General features: G+C 58.7%; 9 protein-coding genes and 1 tRNA gene. 5 read left to right on the forward strand and 5 right to left on the reverse strand.

Annotated features, from left to right (window positions below):
* Positions 1–18 precede the first annotated feature (18 nt).
* The 4 genes from WFP06_RS10360 to WFP06_RS10375 all read right to left on the reverse strand — a co-directional run bounded on the left by WFP06_RS10360 (position 19) and on the right by WFP06_RS10375 (position 6,745).
* On the reverse strand, positions 19–1,674 hold the full coding sequence (locus WFP06_RS10360; RefSeq protein ID WP_336987092.1) for a TIR domain-containing protein: 1,656 nt from the start codon (positions 1,672–1,674) through the stop codon (positions 19–21).
* Positions 1,675–2,043: 369 nt separating this feature from the next.
* The gene (locus WFP06_RS10365; RefSeq protein WP_336987093.1) at positions 2,044–3,021 is read right to left on the reverse strand and encodes a winged helix-turn-helix transcriptional regulator; all 978 of its coding nucleotides are present in this window, start codon (positions 3,019–3,021) and stop codon (positions 2,044–2,046) included.
* Between the two features lie 22 nt (positions 3,022–3,043).
* Positions 3,044–4,414 (reverse strand): serine hydrolase domain-containing protein, encoded by a 1,371-nt coding sequence (locus WFP06_RS10370; protein ID WP_336987094.1) that lies wholly within the window; start codon positions 4,412–4,414, stop codon positions 3,044–3,046.
* 3 nt (positions 4,415–4,417) lie between these two features.
* Complete coding sequence (locus WFP06_RS10375) at positions 4,418–6,745, reverse strand: TonB-dependent receptor (RefSeq protein WP_336987095.1); 2,328 nt, start codon at positions 6,743–6,745, stop codon at positions 4,418–4,420.
* A 139-nt stretch (positions 6,746–6,884) separates the two neighbouring features.
* Here WFP06_RS10375 and WFP06_RS10380 point away from each other — a divergent pair, with 139 nt between their 5' ends.
* Genes WFP06_RS10380 through WFP06_RS10395 form a run of 4 tightly spaced genes read left to right on the forward strand, consistent with a single transcriptional unit; the run spans position 6,885 to position 12,263 of the window.
* Positions 6,885–7,850 (forward strand): NAD(P)H-dependent flavin oxidoreductase, encoded by a 966-nt coding sequence (locus WFP06_RS10380; protein WP_336987096.1) that lies wholly within the window; start codon positions 6,885–6,887, stop codon positions 7,848–7,850.
* Entirely contained in the window at positions 7,840–9,336 is a 1,497-nt protein-coding gene (locus WFP06_RS10385; RefSeq protein WP_336987097.1) for a carotenoid oxygenase family protein, read from the forward strand. Before WFP06_RS10380 ends, WFP06_RS10385 begins: the two co-directional genes overlap by 11 nt.
* A gap of 1 nt (position 9,337) precedes the next feature.
* Positions 9,338–11,032, forward strand: a complete 1,695-nt coding sequence (locus WFP06_RS10390) for a class I adenylate-forming enzyme family protein (RefSeq protein ID WP_336987098.1) — start codon at positions 9,338–9,340, stop codon at positions 11,030–11,032.
* 1 nt (position 11,033) lies between these two features.
* Positions 11,034–12,263, forward strand: a complete 1,230-nt coding sequence (locus WFP06_RS10395; RefSeq protein WP_336987099.1) for an acetyl-CoA acetyltransferase — start codon at positions 11,034–11,036, stop codon at positions 12,261–12,263.
* A gap of 75 nt (positions 12,264–12,338) precedes the next feature.
* Here the strand turns inward: WFP06_RS10395 and WFP06_RS10400 are convergent.
* Positions 12,339–12,428: transfer RNA gene (locus tag WFP06_RS10400), tRNA-Ser, on the reverse strand.
* A 159-nt stretch (positions 12,429–12,587) separates the two neighbouring features.
* Between WFP06_RS10400 and hspQ the strand changes: the two genes are divergently transcribed.
* Positions 12,588–12,968 carry a heat shock protein HspQ gene (hspQ, locus tag WFP06_RS10405; protein WP_336987679.1) on the forward strand — a complete coding sequence of 127 codons (381 nt, stop codon included), beginning with the start codon at positions 12,588–12,590 and terminating at the stop codon, positions 12,966–12,968.
* The last annotated feature ends 30 nt before the right edge of the window (positions 12,969–12,998 follow it).

Genomic DNA, 12,998 nt, shown 5'->3' on the forward strand with positions numbered 1-12,998 from the left:
CTCCCTGTTCTTCGAATTTCAGCCGGTCCAGCCAGCTTCGCGCAGCGCCCCTACAAAATCCTCAAGATCATCTCTCTCGCTATACGGATGACCCCATTCCAGTGCCGCCAGCGAGTATTTGTCATTCAACTCGACGCCTCTGGCGCAAGCTGCGCGCGCGGAGGCATTATCCCCGGCCCGCTGGCTGCATGCCGCCAATTGCAGGTGGAGGAAAAAGAAATCGGGCCGCCGCGTCAGAGCGTCCCGCGCATGCCTGAGCGCTTCCTCGGGACGCCCTGCGCGCAAGGCCGCGACCGACATGGAGCGCAGCCATAACCAGTCGTGCGGGTCATTGGGGCTCAGGCTGAGTGCCTCGGCGTTAACTTCCAGCGCTTCGTCCGGGTCGCCGCGGAAAGCAAGCAGGCGGCCAAGCTCGCCCAGCGCCTGTGCATTGCCCTGATTGAGGTCCAGCGAGCGCCGTTGTTCGGCCATTCCCTGGTCGAACCGTCCCATGAGAGACAGCACGATACCCAGCGCATAATGCGTCGTTGCATCTCGCGGATCGGCGGCAACAGCGCGGGTGGCGTAATCGTTCGCCCGCTTGACAGTCTCCACGAAATTTTTGGTTCGACCACCCCAGATGTCGCCCAGCTGCGAAAGGGCGAGCAGCACCAGTGTCGGCGCATCATGCGGGTCAAGCTTGAGTGCCTTGAGCAGAATCTCTTCGGCCTTGCGGAAATGTTCGAAAGTGGCGCGCCAGTAATGATAGCGCCCTCTGATAAAAAGGTCCCAGTGGCGCAAATCCTGCGATCCGCGCGCGGCCCGGTTCTGCTCCAGATCGAGCAGCGCCGGTTCAATCGTGCCAACGATACCGTTGGTAATCGAATCCTGTAATTCGAAGATTTCGTCGATCGGCCTGTCTTGGTGGCCGGACCACACAACCTCGTCCGTATCTCCGTCGATAAGGTCGGCGCGAACCCGTGCCTTGCTGCCCATCCGGCGTATCTGGCCCCTCACGAGATAACGCACCGATAGATCGGCGCAGGCCTGCGCGGTGGAGACGGTTTCCGCATCGTATGAAAGTGACGACTGACGCGATGTGACGCGTAGCAGGCGCGAGCGCGACAGGCCGGCGATAATATCTTCAGCCATGCCTTCTGCGAAATAAGCCTGATCGGCGTCATTCGGAGGATGCCGGAATGGCAGCACCGCGATCGATGGTCTGTCGGAATGGTCGGAAAACATGAACGGTTTATGCGGCACGGGGTCTGGCTCAGCGCTTCGGACTGTTTTCGCGCGCGGTTCGAACCTGGCTCGCAAGGCCCGCAGCAAGGCTTTGAACTGGTTCTCGTCCTCACCGCCTTGCCAATCGATGAGGGGAAGGACTTGCACCTGGCGGAAACCGAGCGGTGGATCGGTCCCGTCGATCGATACAGGCAGATAGGTTCCGCGCGCCTTCGCGTGTGCCGCCTCGTCCTGGACAAATTCGCCAAGCTGCCCGGCGGATTCCTTGCTCCAGACGACGATGACGACAGCGGCCATTTCCAGTTTGTCGAGAATTTCCTGCCGCCAGCGCGAGCCGCCCTCGATCTCGGCATCCCACCAGACGTTCAGTCCGTGGTTCTTCAAGCCGCAAACCAGATGCTCCACCACCGGCCGGTTCTCACGCTTGTAAGAAACGAAAATCTCGCTCATCAGCCGCCAGTCCCTCCTGTCAATGCGAAAAGGTACTAACGGACACCAAGCAAGGACGCCCAATCCCTTAACTAGGAAGTATCTTAAGGCAACGAGTTTACACTACTGCTACACCGAGTGCAAACTAACACAACACTATAACATCGCGATATGTCTCGCGCAGCACCCTTGGTCATTCGCTTTCTAAATGCCGGACCTCGATCCGAATGCTGAAATAAAAACGTTTTTGGTTAAGTCTATTCTGAAAATCAAACAGCCGTACTCCGGGCGCATCCCAGCGCTGGCTCGGGCGACTCCTAGAAACACATCAACCAATGGGATTGCCAATCAGACCTGCGGTCCGGTCATCCTGTTCCGGGTGATGCTGCTTCAGGCTTTCCGCTTTGCGGTGTTTGTTCCGGCCGCATTGGCTTCGATGTCGGCTCCGGTAATCGCTTCGATGCTGAAATCGAGTTCCCCCGCTCGCAGTTCTTCCGCGCAAACGCTGCAGGCCATCACCATCGTAAGCGGCTTGTCGCAGATTCTATGCTGGAGAAGCAGCGGCGGACCCTGTTCGGCAGCATAATATTTGTCCCCCCACTGCAACATCCCCAGAATGACGGGGTAGAGATCGCGCCCTTTTCCGGTCAGCCGGTACTCGTGGCGCGGAGGATGGTCATTATAAAGCGTGGCGCACAGGATTCCGCTTTCGATCAGTTCGTCAATTCTTCCGGACAGGATATTACTGGCCATCAATGTGTCCTGCTGGATCTGATCGAACCTGTGAATGCCGGTAAACATGGCGCGCACGATCAGCGTTGACCAGCGATCGCCAAAGATGCCGATCAATGTATCAACCAGTGCACCACCTTCGCGTCTCGCGGTAATGCTCTTGGAAGGACGCCGCCGCCTGCTGTAGTCGGGGGCAACCTGCGCCAGTCCCGGGCCTGGTTTCCAGTCAACCTCATGCGCCTTGATTTCCTCGGCACAATGATCGCAGGCCGGCCTGGGCTCGATCGATCGGCCGCAGCGGGAATGATGGATTCGCACTATGAACTTGCGCTTGCCCGTTTCCCAGCGGTGCTGCCAGAACAGCATCGCCAGTGCGATCGGAAACAGGTCCCTGCCCTTTTCGGTCAGCTGGTATTTGGCGCGCCTGCTGGCCCTTGCAACATTTTTCCCCAGGCAATCTTCGGCCACCAGCTTCTTTAGCCGGTCACTGACCACAGAGCGAGGCAGGCCGGTTTTTTCGACAATGGCCTCGAAACTGCTTGTTCCCAGGAAACTCTGCTCCAGAACCAGCAAAACCGGTACATCGCCGATAACTTCGAGGGCCCGCCAGATCGAACAAGCTCTGATTGTTTCCATCTTCACGCGCTGGCACCAATCCTCATTCAGTATGCTGGTCGTGCTGCAATCTGTGGGCGATTGCGCGGTAAGCGGGAAGGCTGACCGGGTCGATATTGGCGTTGGCAGCCATGGGATGCGAAGCCAGGCGCACAATCACCATTTCGGATGCAGAATCAATATAGATCGTTTGGCCATGCACACCGCGGGCAGCAAATACACCGCTGCCATGATCCACCCACCATTGGTCACGGTAGCTCCATCCGGGCAAGGTCGTGTAGCCGGCCCCGGCGAAATCCGATGTGCTTCCCCCGCGAGAGATTCTGTCCACCACAGCTTCCGGAACGATCTGCTGCCGGTTGAACCGGCCGCCCATGCGCATCATTTCGCCGAACCGGGCGTGATCACGTGCGGTGGCGTTCATACCCCCTGCCGCCCAGCCGGTTCCATGACCATCGACCAGAATGTAAGCATCCTCTTCGGCGCCTAATTTGCCCCAGATCCGCTGTTGCAGAACTTCGACCGGGTTCCTTCCCGTCACTCTCCCGATCAACCAGCCCAGCACTTCGGTATTAACCGATTTGTAGGCGAACCGGGTGCCGTGCCGGCCCAGCTTGTTCAGGGTTGGCAGATAGGCATAGAAGCCGTCGGGCCCCTGATATCCCTGCGGGCGCGGAAATATCTCGCCTGCCAGGGCAAAAGCGAAAACGTCAGCGGCGGGATCGGTATAGTCTTCCGAATATTGGATCGAAGTTGTCATGTCGAGCACCTGGCGCACCGTGGCATCGCCAAAACCGCTGTCCGCCAATTCGGGAATATAGTGCCCGATCACCTGATCCTCATCGAGCGCACCCTCGGCCACAAGCATCGCAGCCAGCGTGCCGTAATAGGATTTGGTCATCGAGAACGACATGTGCGGTGTGTGCCGCGCGGTAACCCCGGAATAGCGCTCATAGACGATTGCGCCGCGATGCAGCACAACAACCGCATCGGCATAGCTGGCCTGCAAGGCCTCATCCCACCGCATCGTATTATTGACAGCGCCATTATTGTTGGCGGCATTGTCGCTGCCAAGAGGCAGGAAGGTCACGGCTGCAAGATCGTCGCGCAGCTTGACGGGCAACACGCTCGCCGGTGCTTCGCCGCGCCACAGATTGATGGTCGGAAACAGCGACCGCATGTTGGAAAATGCCCACCGCGTGCGCGGAAAGGTATAGTAGCTCCCGTCACCGTGCCGAACCAATTTGTCTTTCGGCGGCGGCGAACCATCCATCCAGTCCAGCATCGCCGGATCGGTTTCATCCGCGCTGGTCGCACCCTGCTGCGCCTGCGCCGGGACGCAGGCCAACAGCACGCCCGAGGTTATCAGGCCCGAGGTCATCAGGCCCGCCAGGCCCAGCAGGTGAGCCTTCACCGGTTAGAACCTGAAGTCTAATTGGAGGGCAATGTTGCGCGGCCGATCGTAGATCGCGTTATACGCTATGCCCGTTCCGCGAGTGAAAGTCGTTGCCAGCGGCAATGCACCCGCGGTCTGCATGATCCGTTCATTGGTCAGATTGCGTCCGACCAGCGCAATGGTCCAATTGTCATCGACATGGCCAAGCGAAACCCTTGCACCCATTTTGACATAGCCACTTTGCCTTGTACGGGGATCAAGATTTGCGGCTGCGATGTAACTGCTTGAGAAGTCCGCGTTGAGGTTTGCCCCGAACTTGATGTTTCCGCCAATTTCGTGGCTGAAATCACCATTGAGATTGCCCGACCATTCGGGGGTGAGCGTGTTTCGCTTGCCGGTATAGCTGCAGAAACCGCCGTTATCGGGCACCTGCTGGAAAAAGCATTGCCCAAGCGGGAAATCGGTGAATTCGAAATCGAGATAGGCGATGGCCCCGCTCAGGGTAAAATGGTCGTCCAGCGCCCAGCGCAAATCTGCCTCGACACCTTGCGTCTTTGCTCCCGATGCGTTGCGGACGTTGAAGCTGAGTACGCCGTCGAATACATTGGTCTGCAGATCGCTGTACTTGGTGCGGTATGCCGAAATGTTGATGGCAAGCGTCCGGGCCTTGTACTTCAGGCCCGCTTCGAAACTGTCGGCCCTCTCATCCTCGAAAGTGAATGCACCCGGCGTAGCGACCGTGGTCGAACTGGGGAGCGAGTTGCCGCGAATGTCAAACCCGCCGGCCTTCGACCCCCTTGCGAAGGATGCATAGAACATCAGATCGCCGGTAATATCATATTGGATGTTCGCCATGGGATTGAACGAATCTTCGCTCAGCTTGTCCGCGATCGAATGCGCTTCGATATTCAAGGCCCGGAACGTGCCGATAACCACCGGATCAAGGATCGCGGGAACTGCCGCGAGGCTGAGTGGCCCCCGATTGACCGCCAATGCACGACTGCCTTGTTTGCTTTCGTGGTTCAAACGTGCGCCCACCGTGACGCGCAAGGCATCGGTAATGGAAAATTCCCCCTGAGCGAACACTGAAATCAGGTCCGAACTTTGCGAATAGGTGCGATCGTTTGCGGTGTCCCCCAGCGCGCGGAAGGGCGAGCCGAAAAAGAACGGGTTGAACTGTACATGATCGGTCACCGCCAGCTTGGTGTTCTGGTAATAGACACCCGCGATGTAGTTGAAGGGCTGGTCCCCTGGCGATGCAATCCGCAACTCTTGCGAGAACTGGCGATAATCCTCCGATTGAGTTGTTCCGTCGAGCAAAGGCAGATTTGTGAAATCGACGTCGATCGTCTCATCGACGCTGTAGTCGAGATATCCGGTTACCGAAGTGAGGGTGTGTTCACCCAATTCGAGATTGGCGTTGAGCACGCTGTTGAAAATCTTGTTCCGGCTCAGATAGCCGCCATCGGCACGCACATAATCTTCATCGGTTTCGACGAACAGCGGCCCTGCAAAAACGGCACTGTAGCTGCCGACCGGGCCAAACGCTTCACGCGGCTGCCCCTTCGTCTTGAAATCGGCGTACTCGATCTTGAGGTCGGCCGAGAGCGCGCTTTCGCCCTCGAATTCCAGGATACCGCGAACAAAGGTTTCGCGCAGATCCGGTTCATTGCGGTTCTGCCGTGTGTTGAAGAAATAGCCATCCATGTCGCGGTAATAGCCGACTATACGGGCGCCGATATTGTCGGTGACCGGCCCTGAAAGCACCCCGGTGACGCGCGCTTCATTATGCTCGAACTCATAGCTTGCGCTGACTGATCCCTCCAGATCGCTCGTCGGGCGGCGACTGACGACATTGACGGCACCGGCAATGGCGTTCTTGCCAAACAGCGTTGGCTGCGGACCGCGCAGCACCTCGATACGTTCAATATCGACCAGCGGCATGCGGCTGAGCTGGTCGCGTCCATAATAGACACCATCGACAAACATCGCGACGGATTGTTCGAAGCCCTTGTTATCGCCCGATGCAATCCCGCGGATCGCGATCCGGTTGGCAATCGCGGTCTGCGTAATTTTCAAGTTGGGGATCGAGGAGGAAACCGACTCTAGATTGGTCTGTCCGTAGGATTCCAGCGTTTCACCACTGACGGCAGTGATCGAGATTGGAACATCCGACAGGCCTTCTGCCCGCTTCTGTGCAGTGACCACGATTTCAACCAGCCCGCCGGTTTCCCCGGCTTCCGGTTGGGCTGAATTCCCTGATGATTCCGGATTTTGGGATTGCGCATTCGCATAGCCCGGGGTTGCCAGTGCGGTCCCCGCCAAAAGTAGTGTGATAGCAGTTTTCATCGATCGTCTCCCCTACCCCCGCAGGTGCCCGCCAGCAGACCGAGCCGCATCGCTATTGCACCTGCGCCATGAGTATGCTTATACAAGTCAGTATGAATGCACAACCATCTTTTTCGCGCAGGTCGATCAGGATATCGCCGTGAGCAAGCTGACGTCCTCGCTCGCGCGGAACCTTCGGATCCCGGCGATTGCAGCGCCGATGTTTCTTGTCTCGGGGCCGGAAATGGTGATTGCCGCATCGCGGGCGGGCATGATCGGTTCGTTCCCTACGCCCAATGCGCGCACACCGGAAATTCTGGACCAATGGCTCGAACAGATCACCGCGGCTCTGGAAAATGATCCCGGTGCTGCGGCATGGGCCGCCAATCTGGTCGTGCATCCGTCGAACGATCGCCTCGCGGAAGACCTGCGTCTGGTAGTGCGGCACCGCGCCCCGCTGGTCATTACGGCGCTTGGCAGCCCGACGCGCGTCCTCGATCAGGTTCATGATTATGGCGGGCTGGTATTTGCCGATGTCAATTCAGTGGGCTTTGCGCGCAAGGCGGCGGGCGCGGGTGTCGATGGCCTGGTGCTTGTTGCTTCGGGAGCCGGGGGGCACACCGGCACCACGAGCGGCTTTGCGTTTGTCGAGGAAGTTCGGCAATTCTGGGACGGGCCGATCGTGCTGGGCGGCGCCATTTCCACCGGTCATGCCATTCGCGCTGCCGAAGTGCTGGGGGCGGATCTCGCCTATCTTGGAACTTCGCTCATTGCCTGCGAGGAAAGCATGGCCGACGCGGGGTACAAACGGATGGTCGTAAATGCCGGGGCCGAAGATATCGTCCCGTCCAAAGGCATCACCGGGATCACCGCGAACTGGCTGAAGCACAGCCTGATTGCGGCCGGGCATGACCCGTCCAATATGCCCGAAGACAAGCAGCCCGATTTTGAAAATGCGCAAGACGATGCGAAAGCATGGAAAAATGTCTGGTCGGCGGGTCAGGGAGTCGGTGCAGTTACCGCTGTCGAACCCATCGGTGCAATCGTCCAGCGCCTGTGCAATGAATACCGAAATGCGGCTGCGAAGCCGCCATTTCGGGTGGAGGAGCAAGTCAATGCCTGTTGAACTGATCGAAACAATCCGGTCAACCATCCAGCCCAATGATCACCCCTATATGAAGGGCGCGTGGCGTCCGACGCACAATGAATGGAATGCGTCCTACAAGGATGGCGATGTCGAGGTGATCGGCCAGATCCCCAAGGATATCGACGGGGTCTATGTCCGCACCGGGGAAAACCAGATCCACGAGCCGATCGGACGCTATCACCCTTTTGATGGCGACGGCTTCATCCATTCGATCAGCTTCAAAAACGGCAGGGCGAGCTATCGCAGCCGGTTCGTGCGGACCAAGGGTTTCGAAGCGGAGAAAGAGGCCGGACGTTCGCTATGGGCCGGGCTGATGGAACCGCCGCAAAAATCGACCCGCCCGGGCTGGGGTGCACAGGAATGGCTGAAGGACAGCTCCTCGACCGACGTCGTCGTCCATGCAGGCAAGATCCTTTCGACCTTTTACCAAAGCGGTGAGGGATACCGGCTCGATCCCTATACGATGGAACAATTCGGCACCGAAGGCTGGGTCCCGCTCGATGGTATATCGGCGCATGCCAAAACCGACCAGGCCACCGGCGAGCTGCTGTTTTTCAATTATTCCAAACACGCGCCCTATATGCATTATGGCGTTGTCGGACCGGACAACAGGCTCAAGCATTATGTCCCGATCCCGCTGCCCGGGCCGCGCCTGCCGCATGATATGTGCTTCACCAGCAATTATTCGATCCTCAACGACATGCCCTTGTTCTGGAACGAAGAACTCTTGAAACGCAACGTCCACGCGGTCGAATTCCACCCTGATATGAAAACCCGCTTTGCGATCATTCCGCGTTATGGCCAGCCCGGCGATATCCGCTGGTTCGAAGCCGAGCCCACTTACACGCTGCATTGGACCAATGCCTATGAAGAAGGCGATGAAATCGTGCTCGACGGCTATTTCCAGGAAGAGCCGCAGCCAAAGTCCTATCCCGATGCACCCGAAGGGCTGGAGCGGATGATGGCCTATCTTTCGCAAGGGCTGATGAAGCCCAAGCTGCACCGCTGGCGATTCAACATGCGGACCGGAGAAACCACCGAACAGCGGCTCGACAACCGGATTCTCGAATTCGGCATGATCAACCAGAAATTTGCCGGGCGGAAATACCGCTATGTCTATAGCGCCATTCCCGAACCCTACTGGTTCCTGTTCAAAGGCGTGGTGAAGCACGATCTCGAGACGGGCGAGAGCTGGTCATACGAACTGCCCGAAGGACGCTATGCCAGCGAAAGCCCGTTCGTCCCGCGAATTGGCGCGACACAGGAGGATGACGGCTACATCATTTCCTATATTTCCGATGTGAACAGCGACTGTTCGGAATGCATCATCCTTGATGCACGCGACATCGGGGCCGGCCCTGTCTGCCGCATTATCCTGCCCGAGAGAATCTGCGCCGGCACACATTCAACCTGGGCCAATGGCGATGATATCGGGATGCCGCAGAACAACATTCTGGCAGCCTGAGATGCATTGCGCGCCCGAGGATAAAAGGACGCTTTATCGGGAACAAGGCTGGTGGGGAGACAAGACCCTAGCCGACCTTTTTTTCGCGAATGCCGACGCACATGGGGACCGCGTGGCTTTGGTCGATGCGCCGAACCGGTCCGATTTTTCCTTCGGCGGGCAGCAGCGCCTGACCTATACGCAGTTGCGCAGCGAAGTGGAACGGCTGGCCGGGGCATTGATCGATGGCGGAATCGGTCATGGCGATGTTATCATGATCCAGCTCCCCAATATCAGCGAGTTTGTCAGCCTTTATTTTGCAGCTGCCACGATCGGTGCGGCCGTCAGCCCGGTGGCGGTGCAATATCGCAGCCACGAACTCGCCGGGATGATGCGGCTGGTCAAGCCCGCGGCTTTCATTTGCGGCACCCGTTTCAGGGGCAGCGATCATGTCGCAACTGCCAGCGGATTGTTGAACAGCAATTGCCGTTTGATGACCTTTGGTCCCGATCCGGTTGACAATGCGCTGGACCTGACCACAGCGGCCGGCAATCCGCAGGCGCTTGCCGACCATCGCGTGCTCCATCCTGCCGGTGCGGACGATATCTTTACGATTTGCTGGACGTCGGGGACCACGGGTGCACCCAAGGGCGTACCGCGCAGTCACAATCACTGGGTCGGGATTGCCCCTGCGACATATCAAGTCGGCCAGCTTGAAGCGGGCGACGTTTTGTTAAACCCGTTCCCGCTGATCAACATGGCAAGCATCGGCGGTATCACGATGAGCTGGCTGCGGCTGGCGGGCACCATGGTGTTACATCATCCGTTCGACCCGCAAGTCTATCTGCGCCAGATTGCCGAGGAACGGCCGCATTTTACAATCGCGCCGCCGGCAATCCTCAACATGCTGCTCCAGAACGAAGCGCTGTTGGCCCAGACCGACCTTTCCAGCCTGAGGTCTATCGCCTCGGGATCCGCACCTCTGTCGCCGGCAATGGTCAAGGGTTTTCAGGACCGGTTCGGCATCAATGTGGTGAACGTGTTCGGATCGAATGAAGGCATGTCGCTGGCCACCGGTCCCGATATTGTGCCCGATCCGGTGGAGCGCGCCAGTTATTTCCCGCGCGAGATGCCGCTCGTCCCCTATTTTGGCGGCGAACCGCGTGCCATTCTGCAGACCCGTCTGGTGCCCGCCGGCGGGGATAGTGAAATCTGCACCGAAGGTGTTGCGGGCGAACTGCAGATCAAGGGCCCGACCGTGTTCGAGGGGTATTTCGAAGCACCGGACCGAACCGCCGAAGCCTTTACACGAGACGGATATTTCAGGACCGGGGATCTGTTCGAGATTGGCGGAGAAGGGCGTTTCTACCGCTTTGTCGGGCGGTGCAAGGATCTCATCATTCGAGGCGGCATGAATATTGCGCCCGAGGAAATCGATCAGCTGCTGGGCGGGCATCCCGATCTGACGGAAGCCTGTGCATTCTCCCTGCCCGATCCGGTAATGGGTGAACGGATCGGGTTGGCTTATGTCCCGCGCGAAGATCGCGAGGTCGGATTGCCGGAGATCTCGGAATTCCTGCAACAACAGGGTCTGGCCAAGTTTAAATATCCCGAACGCCTGTTCCGGTTTGCGGAATTGCCTCGAAATGTGACCAACAAGGTCATGCGCGACCAGGTGCGCGAGCGGGCGATGGCCTTGCAGGAAGGACAAGCCTGAAATGACTGGAGAAATATTCGTTCTGGGCGGCGCTCAAAGTGATTTCGCTCGCAATATGGAACGCGAAGGCAATGGCATGTTCGACCTCTTCCGCGAGGTTGCCGAAGCCGCCTTTGCAGCAACCGGCATCGAACCGCGCGAGGTTGAAACTGCTCATGTCGGAAATTTTGTTGGCGAACTGTTCACCGGCCAGGGACAGATGGGCGGGTTCTTTGGCCACGTCCATCCCGATCTTGCCGGGATCCCGGCCTCGCGCCACGAGGCAGCTTGTGCATCGGGCTCGATTGCAATCCTTGCGGCATCTGCCGAGATCGAAGCGGGCCGCTACGGATTGGCAATGGTGCTGGGCATCGAACTCATGCGTAATGTACCCGGCCAAACCGCCGCCGAACATCTCGGCGCTGCGGCATGGGTCGGGCAGGAAGCGGTCGATGCGCGCTACCTGTGGCCATGGATGTTTGCAAAGGTCGAAGAGGAGTACGAACAGCGTCACGGGCTGGACCGCGCCTATCTCAAGGCGATTTCTCAAAGCAACTTTGCCAATGGCAAACGCAATCCCAATTCGCAGACGCGCGGCTGGAAGATTGGCCCCGATCAACTGGGTGAGAACGACGAATTCAATCCCCGTATCGAGGGCCGCCTGCGCAAGTCGGACTGCGGACAGGTCACAGACGGCGCGGCAGCTGTGTTCCTGGCCTCGCGCCCGGTTGCCGAGGCCTGGGCCAAGCGGCGCGGCATCGCGCTCGATTGCGTCCCCCGGATCAAGGGTTGGGGCCACACCACCGCGCCGCTGATGTACCAGCGCAAGATCAATGACAGCCAGGGCCAGCCCTATGTCTTTCCCTTCGTCCGCAAGGCGATGATGGATGCCCTGGGCCGCGCGGGGATGCCCGATATCTATGGCTGCGACGGGATCGAGGTGCACGATTGCTTTTCGATCACCGAATATATGGCGATCGACCATTTCGGGGTCACTCCTGCCGGGCAGAGCTGGCGCGCGATTGAGGACGGCACGATTGCGCTGGGCGGCAAATTGCCCGTCAATGCTTCGGGCGGATTGATCGGAACCGGCCATCCCGTGGGCGCTACCGGAGTGCGCATGATGCTTGACAGCTGGCGGCAGGTGACCGGCAATGCCGGTGACTATCAGATAGAAGGTGCGCGGAACGTCGCGACTTTCAATGTCGGCGGCAGCGCCACGACCGCGTGCAGCTTTGTCGTCGGTAATTGAACGGGTGGACGGCGCCTTTCTCCACGATGCGCTTCGTACACCCAGAGGCAAGGCGAAAGCAGATGGCGGGCTGCGTGGCGGAGAGACAGGGATTCGAACCCTGGGTACGGTTGCCCGCACAGTAGTTTTCGAGACTACCCCGTTCGACCACTCCGGCATCTCTCCGCGAAGCACAATTGCCGCAGAAGCGGCTATCGTTGGTCTTGAACGCGCGCCGCCTAGCCCAAGCCCCTCGCCTTGCCAAGCCTTAACGGGTGCGAAATCGGGGGAAGCGTCGCACGAACGCCTTGTTTCGCACCTGCACAATCTTATATCGTGACCATTATGGACCGTGCCAGCTTCTTTTCGCCCAACGCAGGGCGCCGGATCGACGCACCGCTGAACGCCAATGCGCGTTTTGCGATCGGCGATGTCGTGCGCCATAAAATGTTCGATTTCCGCGGCGTCGTGTTCGATGTCGATCCGGTGTTCGCCAATAGCGAGGAATGGTGGGAATCCATCCCGCAAGACATCCGGCCCGACCGTGAACAGCCCTATTATCACTTGCTGGCGGAAAATGACGAATCGTCCTACGTCGCTTACGTCAGCCAGCAGAACCTTTTGTCCGACAGTGATGGCGGCCCTGTGGACCATCCGCAGGTCGAGGAATTGTTTACCGAATTTTCCGAAGGCCGCTACCGGATGCGCCAGCGCCTTACGCATTAAATGCCGGGTTGAATATTGGCCGCCTGCTGG

This window comes from Altererythrobacter aquiaggeris, from assembly GCF_037154015.1.
Lineage (GTDB): Bacteria > Pseudomonadota > Alphaproteobacteria > Sphingomonadales > Sphingomonadaceae > Aestuarierythrobacter > Aestuarierythrobacter aquiaggeris.